The sequence below is a fragment of the Pseudarthrobacter sp. J1763 genome (genome assembly GCF_050490295.1).
Lineage (GTDB): Bacteria > Actinomycetota > Actinomycetes > Actinomycetales > Micrococcaceae > JBNPEO01.
This window is the reverse complement of the sequence record NZ_JBNPEN010000002.1, coordinates 111,876-128,749: the sequence shown is the minus strand read 5'-3', so window position 1 is coordinate 128,749 and position 16,874 is coordinate 111,876. Positions and strand designations below refer to the sequence as shown.

The following is a 16,874-nucleotide window of genomic DNA, read 5'->3' as shown; positions in this document are numbered from 1 at the left end:
GCCGTCGTGGTTGGGTAACTCACGTTTATTGGAACATCGCGGTTATGCCGTCAAACTAGGTAGATGCAAACTTTCCTGCCGTACCCCGATTTCCGTCAGAGCGCTGCCGCTCTGGACACCGCCCGGCTTGGAAAGCAGCGTGTTGAGGCGTTGCAGATTCTCCGCGCGCTGACCATCCCCGAGTACGGTTGGGCATCTCACCCGGCGGTCCGGATGTGGATGGGGCACGTTCCCGCCCTGACCATGTACGGCTTGGCGATGGTGGACGAGTGGACTAAGCGCGGTCACCCGGATAACACTCGGGAAAACATCACCGAGTTCGCCCCACAGGCAGCTCACCCGGCCTATGTGGACAAGATTCCTATGCCGTACTGGCTGGGGGATAAAAACTTCCACCGCGGCCACCGTTCCAACTTGTTGCGCAAGGACGCCACGTTCTACGGCGAAGCTTTCACCGATGTGCAGCCGGATTTGGAGTATGTGTGGCCGGATCCTCGGATGGAGATCATTCCAGAGGAACCGGAGGAGGACTTTTTGTGGATTCTGCGCAACCCGCACCCTGAGGTCACCCCGGAAACACTGACCACCGTGGCGCTTCCGGCGGCTCGCAGCGCCCTGCGTGCACAGGCTGTTGCTGAGATCACCGAGGCTCAGCGTGATGCGAAACTTCAGGCGCTGGAAATTTCCCGCCGCCCTTTGCCAAAGGTTCGTCGTGGACCCAAGCCGAAGGAAAAGAAGCCAACGCGCAAGCGCCAGATCCAGAACGAGCAGTTCGCTACGCTTCCGGGCAAAACCACTTTGGCTGTCCCGTTCGACGACGGCGCCAAGTTTGCGCTGGGATTCGTCCACGGCCGCCCCATCACTTTGGAAGACGGCCGCTTTGGCCGGGATTTCACTGTAGAGAAAGTGTTTGAGCGCTCGGCGTTTGACCAGCCTGCACTTCTTCAGGACCCGCGCGTGTTCTTTAAGGTTCCCGCGCCGGAGCTTGGCTAGTCGCTTAGACCAAACAACAGGCCACCCCAGCATTGAATGCTGGGGTGGCCTTTTGTTGGGTGGCCTTTTTGCTGGGTGGCCTTTTGTTGGGTGGGCCGGTGAATCTGCGAGCTTAGAGCAGTGTTCCGCCGGAGGCTTCGATGCGCTGGCCGGTGATCCAGCCTGCGCCCGGCGCCAGCAGGGTGGCGATGGCCCCGCCAATGTCTTCGGGCAAGCCCACGCGGCCCAGTGCTGTTTGGGAGGCGAAGAAGGCGTTGGTTCCTTCGTCGTCGCGGACTCGCCCGCCACCGAAGTCGGTGGCGATGGGCCCTGGCGCAATCGAGTTGACGGTGATCCCACGCGGGCCGAGTTCTTTGGCCAGGTAGCGGGTGTAGTTGTCCACTGCTGCCTTCACGGAGGAGTAGATGCTGAAGCCCACTCCCACAAAGCGGTTCAGTCCGGTGGAGACGTTAAGGATCCGGCCGCCGTCGGACATTAGGGGAAGGAGTTCTTGGGTGAGGAACACCGGGCCCTTGAAGTGGACGTTGACCATGGCGTCGAAGTCCTTTGCGGTGGTGTTGCCCACTGTGGTGTGGGCACCGCTGCCGGCGTTGTTGACCAGAAAGTCGAAGGTGTCCCGGCCCCAGGTTTCCTGCAAGGCATCGCTCAGCGTGGTGGCAAAAGTTGGGAACGCGGCAAAGTCGGTGGTGTCCAGCTGAAGGGCCACGGCTTTGCGTCCGGCGGCTGTAACCTCGGCGACGACGGCGGCAGCTTCGGTTTCGTTGTTGCGGTAGGTGATAACGACGTCGGTCCCGGCTGCGGCAAGCGCCAAGGCAGCGGCACGGCCCAGGCCGCGGTTTCCGCCGGTGATCAGGGCGATGGCTTGTGTGTTCATGGCGTTGATGTCTCTTTCTTGGTCTGCGGTTGTTTCGCTCAGTCAGCCCGGCGGAACAGTGTTAACAAAACCATGAATCCATCGATAACGCAACAGTGGTAACACAATTGCGTTACCATTGATACATGCCGGAGCTAGAGAATGACCAATCACCCCGTAACCGCATCCTGGAGGCGGCCACCTCGCTCCTGCGCGAAAGCGGGCGGGATGCAGTCTCCACTAGGTCAGTGAGTGCGGCAGCGGGCGTTCAGCCGCAAACCATTTACCGCCAGTACGGAGACAAAGCCGGATTGCTTGATGCCGTGGTGGCAGAAGGATTCCGCGAGTACATCGCGTCTAAAACAGCCCGGCCACGTTCGGACGATCCGGTGGAGGACCTGCGTTCCGGCTGGGACTTGCACATTGCCTTCGGCTGCGAGAATCCCGCGCTCTACGTGTTGATGTATGGGGAGCCGGACGCCAGCCGCCCGCTGACTTCTGCCGGGCAAGCTGCTGACATTTTGCGTGAGCTAGTGGAAGCGGTGGCTCGGGCTGGGCGGCTCCGGGTTGACGTGGAAACAGCTGCAGCGATGATCCACTCTGCCGGCGTGGGCGTGGTCCTGACCCTTGTGGCGCAACAGTGTTTCGCGGTTGAAGGGCTCGCCGATTCGGTACGGGAGGCGGTGATCGCTGCGATCACCACCGATGCTGAAAGTAAGGGCGCGCGTGGCACAAGCGGTTCCGGGACCCATGCGCCAAACAACCGTGCCGCAAGCAACCATGCTGCAAAGCATGCCATCGCACTGCGGGCCAGCCTCGGGGACGCAGCGGACAGCCTCTCCCCCGGCGAAGCGCTTCTATTGGATGAGCTCCTGCGGAAGATTGCGGCTTCCTAGTCGCGTGGGACTTCCCTGAAGATCCAGACGTCTTGCGGGAGGCGTGGTGTGTAGTAAAAACCGCCGAGTGTGGAGGCAGGGTTGGCTGGAGCTTCTGGGTGATAGTTGACCACAAGGTCGTTTTCCCTGAGGTGCTTTAGCCATTCCTGAACGTCCACCTTGTTCTGAGGGTCTTCCTCTTGCCCGCTCAAGATTCGAAAGAAGCAGTTGATCAGGCCCGCCATGGCCGACTTTTGGTGCTGCTCAGCTACTACCCAAGGCAATTTGTGCACTTTAGTTTCGATCGGATTGTCCTTAGCCGCTTCCTCAAGTGCCCGCCACACAGCGGACTCGGTCACACCGTATTCTTGTGCGATATCGTGCAGCCGCCAGCCGTGCTCGCGGAGGCTCCGTAGGGTCTGCGGGTCCGGCATTTTTTCGGAATCGTCCGTGGGCTGGCTCATCAAGGCACCTTTCTAAAGTCAACTTCCCGGCTTGCGTCACGAACTTCTAGGTCCGTACACAGGATGCTACTGGGAGGGTCTGACATTGAAAGGAAGCACCGAATCCACGGAGGGCTACGTGGAGGACACCCACGCTTTGATGGCATATGACGATTGCTTCTCCGAAAATCCCTTGGTTTTTAGATGGTTTTTTATCTCAGTTTCTGAGGACCACGATTGACTAGCGAAGTCCCGGCACTCCAACAACGCTTCTTCATTCCAGCTGATCTTCAAACGGTCCACAGCCCAGGTGGCGTCTACCTCCGAAAACCCATCTTCCCGTACTGCTTTGATTAATGCTGCGCGGGAGTGAGGATGCAGACGCAAGGTGGATTCGGCTTCTAAAACCGCCATCAGTTGACCCGAGTTCTGCGCTGCATCTTCGGCGTCGGTTAGCGCTTCAGGGCTAATACGGCTCGGTGATTGCATCGAGGGGTAATCGGGCATTGTGTAACCGCTGCTGGCCGCAGGTTCCGATGCACTCTCGAACAGGCCTGAAAGTTCACGGACAGGCATGGTCAACACGCAGACCAGCAGAATTCCGAGGGTGGTCACCCTCGCCCCAACAATGTGGTCTTCGTATCCGGACAGTTCGCGGCCATCCTTGTCCGTAGTGACATTTGCAAGGAGAAAGAGCAGGTCTATCCAAACCCAAATCCCTAAGCCGCCCAGGGTCAGCAGCTTGAGCCAGCCGGTCCCGTACTTTTCCAAATAAAAGCGGTCGAAGCCTAGGAAGCCCACGGTGAGGGAGAGCACCCAAGCCGTCTTGAAATGCTTGTCACTATGATTTGTGCGCCGAACAAGTGAGCCCTGAGTAGCAACGTAGTGCCCAATGTCCCCGGTGCGGAACGGAGCCTGCAAAACCTGGATGCTTTTGTCGTCGCTCATGGGCGTCCTTTCGATCAACGCCCAAGCTACCCGGGAACCGTCCAGCCGTCGTGTCAACCGAAGATTGCCTGTGGATAACTGACAGCCGGGCCCGGCTGATGGGGCGTTGTTCCCATAGCCAACAGGCCTGTTGATGTGAAAGCATTCCCGGTGGGTGGTCATCTTTGCGCCCGGCCGGACAATATTGGGGGCACATGTTTTTCTCCGCGAAGAATTCACCAACCTTGGGAGCGTCCATGGCCGTTTTGGCGGTCGTTTCGTTTGCTTTGACTGCTTGCTCACCAGCAGAAAGTCCGACGCCGGCAGGCACCTCGAGCGGGGCCAGCACCTCGAGCGGCACGGCTGTGCCGCCGTCGGCCTCTGTGGCCGAGGCGTTTCCTAAGTACGACGCTTTGCGTACGGAACTGGTGGCCGCCCTCGAGAAGGAGATGCCGGGCATTACCTGGTCCGTGTTCAGCGCGGCCAGTTTGGCCAAGGTCGACGATGGGCGTTGCATCCTCCAGCCTGCCGTCATGAAAAGCAGCGCCGACATCGTGGAACCGTCCCATAGGTTCGAGGACGTCTTTGCTGTGGGCGATCCGATCCTGGCAGAGCACGGCTTCCCTGCTTTCGGCGGGCTTGATGACGTGCCGGGCGGTTGGATCGTGACCCGCAGCCAGGATGCCGCCGGTGCAACGGTGAGCATCGAGTCTAAGTTCCCGGCAACGTTGACGATCAGCGTCCCGGTGAAGTCCGCCAAGTGCGATCCTTCGGAAATCCCCAAGAGCTAGCGGGGACTTCTGCCCATTCCCCGGAGCACGCGCCACACATAGAGTCGTTGTGATTCATCCGAACTTTTGGGGGACGAACTAATGCCAGGATTCTACGGTGCGGACATCGGTCAGCTGCGGGTGCTCGCCAAGACCATGTCGGCTCACTCGACCAAGATCAATTCGATGTCCTCGGAGCTGACGCAGCTCCTGGCTAGCGCCAAGTGGGAGGGCCGTGACGCATCAAGTTTCCGGGCAGCATGGAACTCTGATCACCGGCCTCTCCTGAGGAGTATCGCCGCTAACTTGCAGCGTCAAGCCAAAGATTTGGCCAAGAACGCCGAGGAGCAGGAAAAGGCGAGTTCGCGCTCGTCTGGTTCGCCGTCGTCGTCGGACGCTGGCGATTCAAATCCCCCGGGCGACCCCGGTCCCATCAACCCGGATATGCCGGATGTTCCGGTCCCAGGCGACGTTCGAGATGACCCCGATGCCGGTGACCCTGAGGACATTCGCCAGGGTGCGATCGGCGATTGCTGGTTGCTCGCCGGACTGGGTTCCGTGGCTCAAACCTTGAAGGCCCAGGGCAAGCTGGACGAGTTCTTAGCCGAGCACTTGAAGCCCGTTGGCGACCCGCCCACGCATTGGACCGTGACCTTGTATGAGGATGGCAAGCCCGTTGAGGTGACCGTGGAGGCGAAGTCCACTGACGGTGGTGTTCGCGGCGCCGATGGCCAACCGAACTGGATGTCTATTTACGAGCGCGCTGCCGCCGAACATCGCGGCGGGTCTTATGACGATATCGACGGCGGTTTCAGCAGCGAGGCCATGGAGCTGATGACTGGTAAGTCTGCGGACAAGGACGGCCAGCTGGATTTGGATTCCATCGAGGACAAACTAGAGAACGGCCAGGCAGTTTCCGTGGGAACTGAGACCACCAGGGATGAGGACTTTGACTGGTTCTGGGAAAAGGATGAGGTCAACGCCAAAGATATTGTTCCGGACCACGCCTATGTTGTGGTCGATGTGAAAACCAACGACGACGGGGAGAAGGTTGTGGTCTTAGCGAACCCTTGGGGCCCTGACGGCGGTAGTCTGGCGGACGATCCGGACCACAAGGCCGGGCATCTGGAGCTGACGGAGAAGGAATACAAGGACAACTTTGATTCCGTGTATTCGGTAGATACGAAGTGAGGACCACCATGGACAAGCGCGTCACCGTAAAACAAGGAACACAGCCAGAATTCGACGGCGTCCGGGTGGGGATTGTGCGTGTGGGGACGCCCGAAGGTACCCCGGCCGTTCAGATGTGGATCGCTGCCGAGGGCAAGCGCACCAAGCAGGCGTTCCGCGAAGGCGGGTCCACGGTGCTGCCGAACGGCGGAATGTTGACGATTGCTGCGATCCGGCCAGCGGGTGAGGGAAGCGGAGAAGTGGATCTGGTTTTTGTGAGCGGGGACGCCCCGGCGTAAGTCTAAATAGTGGTGGCGCTATTTAGATTTCATAGCTAAAATCTAAATAACGATTCGCTTATTTAGACTTAGTTGGGAGCCTGATGACTGACGCGTGGCCTGCACACGGCAGTGAGGTCATGCCGTGGAAAGGTTCAGGACGGGGCCCGCGCGAGGACCGTGAGTTCACCGAAGTCGCCGTCTCAATACCCCCGATGATTGCCGAACTCTGGTACCAGCCGAGCCGCGAGTCGCTAGTCGCGATGGAACAAGCGGCAGCCGCTGTGGCCTCGCTAGACGCGGGTGCGGGCTCCAGAATGATCGCCATCAGCGGGTTCTTACTTCGCAGCGAGTCAGTTTCGTCCTCCAAGATCGAGCAGGTCGAGGCCAAACGAGACGACTACGCCCGGGCGATGATCGGGTTAAACGCCAGTGCCGATGCGCGGTCAATGGTCGCGGCCGCCGACGCCATTCAAAAGGTGATCGATGACGCTGGCCACTCCAGTTCGATCAGGCTGGCCGCTCTGTTGGCTGCGCACGGAATTCTTATGAAGGACGACCCCGTCGATTCCATGTACGCCGGAAAATTCCGCGATGTCCAAAACTGGATTGGCGGAAGCGATTATTCGCCTAGGGGTGCCGTTCACGTGCCGCCCCCTGCGGATCTGGTGCCCGAGCTATTGGATGACCTCATCAACTTCAGTAACCGTAAGGACCTCCCCGCCGTAGCCCAGGCTGCCATTGCCCACGCTCAGTTCGAATCAATACACCCGTTCACTGATGGAAACGGCCGGATTGGACGTGCACTGATCGGGGCCGTTCTCTGCAGACGGGGCCTCAGCAGGCAAACGATTACCCCCATCGCTTCGGCCATGGTGGCCGATGTGGACCTGTACTTTTCCTTGGTGAACAATTACCGCACCGGGGATGTGGACCCGTTCGTGCTGTATCTGTCCAAGTCCGCGGTACGCGCCTGCCAAGCCGCCGCTGATTCCGTCAAAGCATTGGACTCCTTACCTGCAATCTGGACAGAAGCAGCCAAGCCGAGGAAAGGTTCGGCCGATGCAGCGATCATTCCTTGGTTACTAGAGCGGCCGGTTTTCGAAGCTCACAGCGCCGCGATTGTGGCAGGGGTGGCGGAAAGTTCGGTATATGGGGCCTTGGACAGGCTCACTGACGCTGGCGTTATTACTCCGATCACCACCAGCAAACGCAATCGAGCCTGGGCTGCTACTGAGGTGCTAGACGAGGTCGACAGGCTCAATTCTAGGCTGAAGAACCCGTAGGGAGTGCGCCCCGAACCCTCATGCCCGGGGCGCTCCCTTCACGAATTAGAGTCCGGTCTTGCTGACTCCGTATTCGGCTTGCGCCGGCGTGAAGCCCTCGAAGAGGAGCTGTTCAACGAGGCCAGCGCGGGAGAACGAGGTGAACTCGAGGTAGCTCTTGGCTTTCTTGGCAGCCTGTTCATTCCAGTTGACCGTCACGTGATCAACAGCCCAGGTGGCGTCCGACGTCGCGAATTTTTCGAACTCAAGCTGACCAATGAGGCCTGTGCGTGAGAACGCCGAAAAATCAAGGTAACTTTCGGCCTTTCGCATGGCGTTTTGCTGGCTCAGTGTTCCCGCGTCAGCAATGGCTTTTGCTTCAGCGGCTGCATCAGCTTTGGCTTTCGCAGCAGCGTCGGCTTTGGCCTTTCCATCGGCATCCGCCTGCGCTTTGGCTGCAGCATCGGCGTCCTTCTTCGCTTTGGCATCTGCATCTGCTTGGGCCTTTGCTGCGGCGTCGGCTTCAGGCTTGGCTACGGCCGGGTCCACCGTTGCGGTCTCAGCGGGAATTGCCGGCGCGGAGACGGAGGGCACGTCCTTGGCGAAGGAAACAGGTTCGCTGGACGCGGCGGTGACTCCCCCACGTGCAGCGTTGAAAATGACGCTCAAAACCACCAGCGCCCCTGTGACAATCAAGGCCACCTTCTTGTGTTGGTTGTAGCCCTCCAGCGGAAGGCCCTGCTTGTCACGAGTCTGGTTGGCCAGAACTAGGATGACGTCGATCAAGACCCAAACGCCAAGGCCGCCAAAGGTGACGAGCTTGAGAATACCGGTTCCAATTTTGCCCAAGTAGAAACGATCCACGCCGAGCAGTCCGAGCAGAAGCGCGAGCAGCCAGGTCACCAAAAACGACTTTTGGCTCTGCTGGATGGGTGCGTAACCCGGCGCGGCCGGGTACGGGTTGAAGGTTGGGGGCTGACTCATGAGAGTCCTTTCTTAGGACAGCTGACCCACGTGCGATGAGAGGCACGCAGGTCTGGTGCGAAGATGGGCGCTTTCGCGAAGATCTTGCAGCTGGTCTTGTCCAGAATGAACGACGACGACAGTCGCCTTCCCCACCAGCCGCCCCGTGATTTCCGCGTAGCGTCACGATCTATTGAGACCGTGCATCGGATGCTACGGGGAGGGTCTGACAACGAAAGGTTGCGTATGAAGTTGGTTCACCAGCGCGAATGCACGAAAGTAGGCTGTCTGCCTAACGCCATTTAGTGGACGAGAGCCGTTTAAAGATGGACTGTCATCACGGCCCATAGGACGCATCAAACTTGTGTTCAGAGAGAATAAAGATGGAAAAGTCACAGGTCATTCTCGGAGCGGAAGACTTTTTGGTACCTGAATATCGTCAATATGTTCCTCCAATTCAAGAAACCACAACTGGTGTGAGCAGGCCGATCTGTGCTGAATGTGTCGTTTTGCATGACTCGGCTAGTCGCGCCGATTTGACCCCGTCGCAGTGCTCGCCAAGTCGGAGGCGCCGGGCACCCTCGGACCGTTTCTAAGGCATGCTCGTTAGCCAGACTAGGGCCCGCCGATCGGCAGCCGTCCGATGCGTTCCTCGAGACCGAACCAAATATCGTCGGTGTCGACTATGATTCAAATTCTGGAGAGAATTTTCGATTCGGGCAGCACAGTCGGCTGCCCTAGAATTCGGATAATTAGCTTCATTCAATTCGCACCTTTCATCCAGAACCGCCGTACTATCAGCTGGTGGGTTCGGAACTACTCAGTCGACTCGCACGACTGACGATGGTTAACTCACGACATGGGAACAATGAGAAATTTGCTGCCGCAGTAATGTCGGTCTAAGAACAACTTCGATAGATTCGCAGAACCTAACTGCAGAACAGAGCTCCTCCATGTCGCCACGTTTTTCTACTTCAGCTGATGTCTCCAACTCAGACTCCGCACTCGAAGCCGTATTCCAATGGTTCAGGGAAGCAGATCCTGATGGCTCACGATTCGCCCGGGTGTTCAGGCAGACATTCGACCAGTTATATGACGGGCAACGAACTGGACGGTATCGCTGGGATCAACTATTCAAGACTGAGAAAACCCATTACGGCACTCTGATCGAAATTAACCTTCAGCGCGAGTTCAAGTTTGAAGACGGCGACGTCATGGACTATAAGATTGCGGGTCATGAAATAGACTGCAAATACTCGGCTTCTGGTCAATGGATGTTGCCTCCAGAAAGCCTAGATCATCTAATTTTGGCATCGGTTGCGAATGACCAACTGTCAAGTTGGAGCATCGGTATTGTCCGAGCAACTCCGGAAAATCGCAACGCTGGACAGAACCGGGATCACAAGGGAAGCCTAAGCGCTGTCGGCAAGAGCCGCATCCGATGGCTGTTCAAAGACGCACCAATGCAACCGAACATTCTCTTGCAGCTGCCCGTGCACCATGTCACTCAAATTTTCTCACCCAATAGTGGTCAAGGGCGAGTTAATGAACTTTTTAGGTTGGCTACGGATATGCGCATCTCAAGAAACATCGTGGCCACAGTAGCGCAGCAAAGCGACTTCATGAAGCGAGTGCGTGCTAGCGGCGGCGCGCGAACTATTCTCCGCCCGGAAGGTTATCTCATCTTAGGCGGCGACTATGCAGGGCAAAAGGCCGTCGCGAAGGCACTAGGTACGGCGGTCCCCGAGGCAGGTGAGGTGGTTAGTGTCCGCGTTGGACCCATCGATCATAAAATCGAGAATTCGGTTGAACTCGACGGAATTACGTGGCACCGTGTGGGTCCCGATGAGGCCTCCGAGATTCCAGCGCCACTCGTCCCTGGACAATAACGCACCTTCGCGTGGCAGAAGACGCCCGAGGCCTTATGAACGGCTGCCCTTGACTAACGGAATTTGCGCTATACAAGCTTGCCTAGCTTGCAACTCTCAAACGGTTCCGAGAATCGAGGGAGTCGGCGACACGATTAGAAGCCTTCATTCCCAAAGCTGTCGCAATGGACGTGCCAATGGCAGCTGCTACGGGAGGTGGGAAAGCATTTCCGATTTGTCGATAGACAGACGTCTTCAGCCCCGAGAACTCCCAGTCTTCGGGGAACCCCTGGATTCGAGCGACCATGTGGTTTGTCAAACGCGGGATGTGATCAAAGGGTGTTTCCGGACCGGGAACCTCGTTTGCGATTCCTTTACCGTCTACGCCAAGCTGCAGCCACCCGGCTTTGGCGCGAGTCGGCCCCAGATCGGCGCCTCCATGCTTCTTTGAACCGCCAACGATGGTGGGCGCAATACTGTTCGCTTTTGCCGCCCATGCCTCTGCGCCACCCCATCCCCGACTCGCCATGATTGGGAGTAGGGCTTCTCCGACTGTGGGCGGGGTTCCCTGAGCCGATGGCCAAGCGAACCTCTTACCGTACTTTTCTTTGACGGCGACCAGAATAAAGCGCGGCCGCAGCTGTGGCACACCAAACTCACTCGAGTAGAAGAGCTGCCATCCAGGTAAGTAGCCCATTTCGCCGAGTTCGCGCATGATTTTCTCGCGATAGCCAGCAAATCGCGACGACGCCAGCCCCTTCACATTTTCCAACATGACCGCTTTGGGATTGGCTTCCCGGACAAGCCGAAGAGCCTCCGGGAACAAATCGCGCTCGTCATCAGCCCCAAGCTGTTTGCCAGCAACGCTGAATGGAGGGCATGGAACGCCACCAGCCAGCAGATCGATGCCTTTATAGTCGCGACCGTTCACTTCTCGCACATCGCCATGCCTTACGTTCCACGACGGTCGGTTCAACTTCAACGTTGCTGCCGCATCACGGTCGATTTCGACAGCAAGAGAGTGCCCGAAGCCCGCTTTCTCAAGGCCAACAGACTGGCCGCCAGCGCCAGCACAGATCTCAAGAGCAGTCAGAGTGCCGGTGGTATTCATATTCACTATCCTCTCACTTTGCGGTCCAATTCCTTGCCTCATCGGCGCAGGTTCGACAGTGCCATGGCCCACTGACATTTATTTACAAACGCTGGCCTGAACCCTAAATTTACGACTGACCCAACTTGCTACGGCGGTCGGCGTCAACAGCATCTCAGACGGTCTCAGGTTCGCTGACTGTACTCGAACCGGCTGCCCTTGGCGCCGCGGCGTAAATCAACGCATCCAGATTGCAGGTCACCCCGAGATCTCCTTGTAGCTGATACAGACCCGTTCCACTTGAACCACCAAAGCCGAAGAGTCGGTACAAGTGATACAGCTCTGGAGTGCGACGTGATGCCCTCACTTCCCCCCTACTTACGAAAAATGGGACGTCAATGGAGTACTTGGTCGTTTTTACCTCTATCAATTTCTCGCGACCAGTCGGGTCAAACGACAGCACGTCATAACCGAGTCCGTCACCCAAAGTCTGCGATACATGTTCAACTCGATCAGCCAATTTCGACTGCCCTGAGCGACGAAGTTTCTCTTGCTCCCTCCGAACTACCGCAAGCTCGCCGGCCAAACCTAGAGCCTGGTTCGCGGCTTCGAGGGCAAGGAAGTCTCGTCGAAACGGACGCGCAATTCCTTGCCCATGGAGGATGTCAGTGATGACTTGAGCTGGGGCCGTGGTCTCTCGGATTATGTCCACAGGGCCGAGAGCATCGGTTTTCGCTACCGAGTTTTCGAGGACTACATCCAGTGACGTCCGCCTCGTGAGCTCACCAAGAACGGCCTCAACTAGTCCACTCTGGTAATTAGCCTGAGGCGCAAGTCCCCTGAGGTGCGGGTAACCCAAGCCCACTAAGATGGCGCTGATATTGCTCATCTTCCGCCCAAAGGACTTGTCGCTTCTTGCGGGAAATCTTGACGATAAGTCACGGTAGACTGCCGCCTTGACGAATGCGATGCCCTGCACATCCATTTCGAGCATGTCAAAGTAGGTCGCGACGCACGCCTCGACCTCTTCGTCCACCCAAGGTTTCCCGGATTCCCCCATAGCCATTTGGCCAGGATATAGCACCCAGGCATTGTGTTTACCCCGACTGCCTCACCGCGAAAAACCGGATCCACCGTGTTCTCACCACATCGTCACGCTTGGTCGGCCATTTTTGTCTGTCCGGGTCCATATACTGATGTCTCCATCACTCGCCGGACCGCGTATATGCGTTCCCGCTCATAGCCCCGGGGGCATAGTTAAAAACTAAATTTATCGGAGCATGTTGCCTGACACTTGTCGTCGCCGGATGCTCAGCTCCAGTCACAGCGCCGGACGTCAGCGTTGCACCGGCAGCAGCAACTGAAACGCCAACGCCGTCGCCTACACCGACAAAAGCACCGACGAATGACCGCGGGAACATCGTCAAAAAAATCGGCGAGAGCGCATACCTCAGCGGCAAGGACGGGAAGCCATCGCCGTTCAGCTTCAAGGTCACCTCGATCAAGCCGGCGGTGTGCGACAACGGCTACCTGCCCGAGGCCACGGGGCAACTCTTGGCCGTTTCCCTTCAGGTGGTCACTACCACTGATTTCGTGGGGGCCTAGGAAGAAGGTGGTGTACCCGAGGCTTCATTCGACGCGTTCTATTGGCGTGGATATGCCGCGAACGGTACCCGTATGAATACACTTTCAAGTTCGGCCACCATTAACTGCTACGCAGACCAATCTAGGTACCTACCCAACTCAATTGGTAAGGCGGAGAAGGTCGTCGGCGATGTCATCTTGGACGTAACTAGCCCCAGCGGCAGCATCGCATATTCCATAGCGGGGTTCGCTGGCGGCGCATCCGGCTGGGAATATGCATACGCGGTGAAGTAAAAGGTCCAGATCGTTCGAATTCGAAATGACGGTTCGCGTCATGAATGTCGTAGCGTCGTGAAGCGCTGATCGGTCCAGACGTACTAGGAGCCAGCCGGATTCACTATCCGGCTGGCTCTAGGTGGTCTCAGGATTCAAACCTCCGCAGGCGCCCGCACCCCTTCAACGGAGCGAACGTCCACCCGCCGCCCCACCCTCTTGGCAACCCCCGCGCACACAATGAGCTGCATGGCGTGATACATAATCACCGGCAGGATCACCACGCCGCCCATCGCTCCCGGAAACAGGATCGCGGACAAGGGCAGCCCGGTGGCCAGGCTCTTTTCCGAGCCGCAAAACATCATCGCGGTGGAGTCCGCGTGAGAGAACCCCAGCTTGGGCCCAACCCAGGAAGTCACCCGCAGCGTCAGCGCCAACATCAACGCACAGATACAAGCCACAACCGCCAGTTGAACCAACGGGATCTTGTGCCACACCCCGCCAGCCACAGCAGCGCCAAAAGCCCCGTAAACCACCAACAGAATTGCCGCCCGGTCAATGACCTTCAGCGCGGCACCCCAGCGTTGCGTCCAGCGAAAAGTTAGCTTATGGAGCAACTGACCCAATACAAATGGCGCCAGAATCTGCAGGCAAATCTTCACCACGGAACCAGCGTTCATCCCACCAGCAGAGCCCAAAACCAGCGTCACCAGCAGAGGCGTTGCCACCACACCCAGCAGGTTTGAAATGGACGCAGCGCACACGGCTGCAGCAGTGTTCCCGCTGGCAATCCCGGTAAACGTCGTCGCCGTCTGAACCGCTGTGGGCAGCATGGTCAAAAACAGAATCCCAGCCACCAGCTCTGGGCTCAGATACCAAGAAGACCCAGCAGCTACACCCAGCCCCAGCAACGGGAACAACACAAACGAAAATGACACAATCACCAGGTGCAAACGCCAGGCTTTGAGCCCCTGCAACGCCGCAGACGGCGGCACCCGCAGGCCACTGATAAAAAACTGCACGGCAACCGCAACACTGCCAGCCGTTGAGACTACCGGGGCAACAACGTGACTCGGCGGAAAAACAGCCGCCACAACCAAAGTCAGCAGCAGCAACAGCACAAAGGGATCTACCCAGGTCCGCCACGAAGCAACCCTGCGCGAGGTGGCCAACGAATTTCCCATGTCACAGCATCCTTCGGTCGGCGCCTCAGCGGTTAGAACTTAAAGAATACTGTAGACAATCTACTGAAATCACTCCGTGTGTAAACCTTAGGTAAACTCGTCAAAACATTGAAACTTTGGCGGCTGTAGACAGTAGCCTGAGATCATGATCGTCCAAGAAAGCCTCGTCTCCCTCGCCACCACCGCCATCCGCACGCTCATTGTCAGCGGCGAGCTCGCACCCGGTGACAAGCTGAACGAACCGCCTCTCGCGGAACGCCTTGGCATCTCGCGCCCTCCCCTGCGCGAGGCCCTCCGCTCCCTCGAGAGCGAAGGCCTCTTGGAACAATCACCTCGCCGCGGCTACCGCGTGGTCACTATGACCCAGACGGACATCGACGAGATCTATTCGCTCCGCCGGGCCCTAGAAATGTTCGCACTCGACTTCCTCCTGGCAAAGAATGACCCCTCGGTATACGACGCCCTGGACCCCATCATGAAAACCATGCGCGCCGGGGCCAAACGCGCAGACCCCGCCGCCATTGTCCAGGCCAACATCGACTTCCACACCGCCATAGTGGACGCCGCCGGACACCGCCGTCTCAGCGACACCTACCGCTCGCTGATGATCCAAATGCAACTCTGCATGTCCGCCAATGTCCTCAACGAGGCCCGCACCAAAGGCGACCTCAACAAGGGCTGCGACCGCCACGCAGAACTCCTCGAATGCCTCCGCTCCGGAGATGCCAAACGCATCCGTCGTGAATTTGAAGAGCACGGCGAGCGCGACTACCTCGAAAAAATGGACGCCGGCAAAGTGGACGCCGGAACACTACAGGACAGTAAAACGGACGACGCCGGCGCCGCGGTGGCGAGCGCATGAGCACCTCGGTTTTGGCGAGCCTCAATGCCGGGCTGGGTGACGCGACTTCCGTCGCCGAAGCGGTGAGGGCCGGCGCTACGTCAGCGGCCGCCGTCGTAAGTTCTGCGCGGGCACTTGCCGAATCTGAGGCGGGGCGGGAACTCAACGCTTTCATTTCGGCGGACTGGGACGCCGCTGCAAAAGCCGCTGCCGCACTCGATGCCCGCCGCGCCGCCGGCGAAAAACTCGGCCCCCTCGCTGGTATTCCGTTCAGCGTGAAGGACGTCATCGCCGTGGCAGGATTCCCCATCACCGTGGGCAGCAAAGCCTTCGCGGACACCGTGGCCACCGCCACAGCTCCCGCCGTGCAGCGCTTCCTCGACGCCGACGCCATTCTGATCGGCAAAACCAACTGCCCCGAGTTCGCGTTCGGCATGACCTGCGATAGCCCCCTGACGGGCCGGACCACCAACCCCCGTTTTCCCCAAGCCACCCCTGGCGGATCCAGCGGCGGCGAGGCAGCCTCCCTTGCCGCAGGAATCTCCGGCCTAGGAATAGGGACAGACTTTGGCGGCTCCCTCCGCTGGCCAGCCCAATGCGTGGGGATCGTTGCGCTCCGCCCCGGCATCGGCGCCATCGCCGCCGAGGGCCAAGTGCCAGGACTCGGTGGAAACTTCGGCTCCAACGGTGTGATACCGGCGCTGACCCCCGGCATGCAAGGCTCCTTCCAAACAGTGGGACCACTCGCCCGCTCCGTCCGGGACTTGCGTGCCGCTTATGCGGTCATGACCGGCGCTTCCGTTGAAGTGGCCGCTCCCACCGAAACGCCGCTGCGCATTGTTTGGAGTGACGGCGGAGCCTTGGGCCCCGTTCGCCGGGAGGTCACCGCTGTTATGCAGCGCCTCGCGGACTCTCTTGCTGAAGCCGGCCACTCCGTTACCCAGGATGCCCGAATGTTTTCCGAATGCCTGCCGGCCTACAACACGCTGCGCGCCATGGACCCCATGGAGGACCATGCCGCAGCGATTACAGGCCGGGAAGAGCTCATTTCCCCGGTCAACGTGGAGACCATTCGCTCCTCCTTTACCGCTTCCCCCGCCGAGTTGGCACAAGCCCGGACTGTAGCCCACGCGGCCCGCGCCGGGGCACAGGCGCAACTTGCCGCCGTCGACTTTGCCATTTTGCCGGTTGCCGGGGGGCCAGCTTGCGACGTTGAAGGACGCTTAGAAATAGACGGGCGCACCATCCAAGGCTGGGAAGTTATGGGCGCATGCCGTGCCGTCACTCTCACCGGCTGTCCGGTAGTTTCCCTGCCCGTGGGCCTGTCCACCGAAGGCTGGCCACTCTCGGTTCAAATCGTCGCCGCACCCGGCGGAGAGCTGCGCGCGCTGGCCTTCGCCGAACTACTCGAAAGCCTGACCGCGGCGCCATAAACACCCGGCGGTTCCGCGCCGCCCTGGATCCGCCGTTGTAAATCTGTCTACAGAATTCACAATT

The 16,874-nt window shown here is 58.8% G+C and carries 17 protein-coding genes; 10 read left to right on the top strand and 7 right to left on the bottom strand.

Going from position 1 to position 16,874, the window contains the following annotated elements; all coding sequences use genetic code 11:
• Window positions 1–63 precede the first annotated feature (63 nt).
• A complete protein-coding gene (locus ACQQCD_RS02610; RefSeq protein WP_430266842.1) occupies window positions 64–993 on the top strand; it encodes an MSMEG_6728 family protein in 930 nt (309 codons plus the stop codon).
• Window positions 994–1,105: 112 nt separating this feature from the next.
• On the opposite strand, the gene ACQQCD_RS02605 is transcribed toward ACQQCD_RS02610, so the two are convergent.
• Entirely contained in the window at window positions 1,106–1,867 is a 762-nt protein-coding gene (locus ACQQCD_RS02605) for an SDR family NAD(P)-dependent oxidoreductase (RefSeq protein ID WP_430266841.1), read from the bottom strand.
• Window positions 1,868–1,992: 125 nt separating this feature from the next.
• On the opposite strand from ACQQCD_RS02605, the gene ACQQCD_RS02600 reads away from it, so the two are divergent.
• Window positions 1,993–2,742: a TetR/AcrR family transcriptional regulator gene (locus tag ACQQCD_RS02600; RefSeq protein WP_430266840.1), complete on the top strand. Its 750-nt coding sequence runs from the start codon at window positions 1,993–1,995 to the stop codon at window positions 2,740–2,742.
• Here the strand turns inward: ACQQCD_RS02600 and ACQQCD_RS02595 are convergent.
• Window positions 2,739–3,185, bottom strand: a complete 447-nt coding sequence (locus tag ACQQCD_RS02595) for a hypothetical protein (RefSeq protein WP_430266839.1) — start codon at window positions 3,183–3,185, stop codon at window positions 2,739–2,741. The genes ACQQCD_RS02600 and ACQQCD_RS02595 overlap by 4 nt on opposite strands.
• A gap of 114 nt (window positions 3,186–3,299) precedes the next feature.
• Window positions 3,300–4,112, bottom strand: a complete 813-nt coding sequence (locus tag ACQQCD_RS02590; RefSeq protein ID WP_430266838.1) for a TM2 domain-containing protein — start codon at window positions 4,110–4,112, stop codon at window positions 3,300–3,302.
• A gap of 236 nt (window positions 4,113–4,348) precedes the next feature.
• On the opposite strand from ACQQCD_RS02590, the gene ACQQCD_RS02585 reads away from it, so the two are divergent.
• From ACQQCD_RS02585 to ACQQCD_RS02570, 4 genes are all read left to right on the top strand, one after another.
• Complete coding sequence (locus ACQQCD_RS02585) at window positions 4,349–4,882, top strand: hypothetical protein (RefSeq protein WP_430266837.1); 534 nt, start codon at window positions 4,349–4,351, stop codon at window positions 4,880–4,882.
• An 81-nt stretch (window positions 4,883–4,963) separates the two neighbouring features.
• Window positions 4,964–6,052, top strand: coding sequence for a C2 family cysteine protease (locus ACQQCD_RS02580; RefSeq protein WP_430266836.1), 1,089 nt, complete (start codon window positions 4,964–4,966; stop codon window positions 6,050–6,052).
• Between the two features lie 8 nt (window positions 6,053–6,060).
• On the top strand, window positions 6,061–6,330 hold the full coding sequence (locus ACQQCD_RS02575) for a hypothetical protein (protein ID WP_430266835.1): 270 nt from the start codon (window positions 6,061–6,063) through the stop codon (window positions 6,328–6,330).
• A gap of 83 nt (window positions 6,331–6,413) precedes the next feature.
• Window positions 6,414–7,595 (top strand): Fic family protein, encoded by a 1,182-nt coding sequence (locus tag ACQQCD_RS02570; protein WP_430266834.1) that lies wholly within the window; start codon window positions 6,414–6,416, stop codon window positions 7,593–7,595.
• Window positions 7,596–7,640: 45 nt separating this feature from the next.
• Here the strand turns inward: ACQQCD_RS02570 and ACQQCD_RS02565 are convergent, their stop codons facing one another.
• The gene (locus tag ACQQCD_RS02565) at window positions 7,641–8,558 is read right to left on the bottom strand and encodes an Ltp family lipoprotein (RefSeq protein ID WP_430266833.1); all 918 of its coding nucleotides are present in this window, start codon (window positions 8,556–8,558) and stop codon (window positions 7,641–7,643) included.
• 932 nt (window positions 8,559–9,490) lie between these two features.
• On the opposite strand from ACQQCD_RS02565, the gene ACQQCD_RS02560 reads away from it, so the two are divergent.
• The gene (locus ACQQCD_RS02560) at window positions 9,491–10,426 is read left to right on the top strand and encodes a NaeI family type II restriction endonuclease (RefSeq protein ID WP_430266832.1); all 936 of its coding nucleotides are present in this window, start codon (window positions 9,491–9,493) and stop codon (window positions 10,424–10,426) included.
• Window positions 10,427–10,508: 82 nt separating this feature from the next.
• Here the strand turns inward: ACQQCD_RS02560 and ACQQCD_RS02555 are convergent, their stop codons facing one another.
• Window positions 10,509–11,516, bottom strand: a complete 1,008-nt coding sequence (locus ACQQCD_RS02555) for a DNA cytosine methyltransferase (protein ID WP_430266831.1) — start codon at window positions 11,514–11,516, stop codon at window positions 10,509–10,511.
• Window positions 11,517–11,670: 154 nt separating this feature from the next.
• Window positions 11,671–12,561, bottom strand: a complete 891-nt coding sequence (locus tag ACQQCD_RS02550) for a DUF3883 domain-containing protein (RefSeq protein ID WP_430266830.1) — start codon at window positions 12,559–12,561, stop codon at window positions 11,671–11,673.
• A gap of 611 nt (window positions 12,562–13,172) precedes the next feature.
• Between ACQQCD_RS02550 and ACQQCD_RS02545 the strand changes: the two genes are divergently transcribed.
• Window positions 13,173–13,373: a hypothetical protein gene (locus ACQQCD_RS02545; protein ID WP_430266829.1), complete on the top strand. Its 201-nt coding sequence runs from the start codon at window positions 13,173–13,175 to the stop codon at window positions 13,371–13,373.
• 134 nt (window positions 13,374–13,507) lie between these two features.
• Here ACQQCD_RS02545 and ACQQCD_RS02540 read toward each other — a convergent pair whose 3' ends face one another.
• Window positions 13,508–14,536, bottom strand: a complete 1,029-nt coding sequence (locus tag ACQQCD_RS02540; RefSeq protein ID WP_430266828.1) for a bile acid:sodium symporter family protein — start codon at window positions 14,534–14,536, stop codon at window positions 13,508–13,510.
• 145 nt (window positions 14,537–14,681) lie between these two features.
• Here ACQQCD_RS02540 and ACQQCD_RS02535 point away from each other — a divergent pair, with 145 nt between their 5' ends.
• Together ACQQCD_RS02535 and ACQQCD_RS02530 are read left to right on the top strand one after the other, a co-directional pair.
• Window positions 14,682–15,398: a GntR family transcriptional regulator gene (locus ACQQCD_RS02535; RefSeq protein ID WP_430266827.1), complete on the top strand. Its 717-nt coding sequence runs from the start codon at window positions 14,682–14,684 to the stop codon at window positions 15,396–15,398.
• Window positions 15,395–16,810, top strand: a complete 1,416-nt coding sequence (locus tag ACQQCD_RS02530; protein WP_430266826.1) for an amidase — start codon at window positions 15,395–15,397, stop codon at window positions 16,808–16,810. The genes ACQQCD_RS02535 and ACQQCD_RS02530 overlap by 4 nt, the downstream gene beginning before the upstream one ends.
• The last annotated feature ends 64 nt before the right edge of the window (window positions 16,811–16,874 follow it).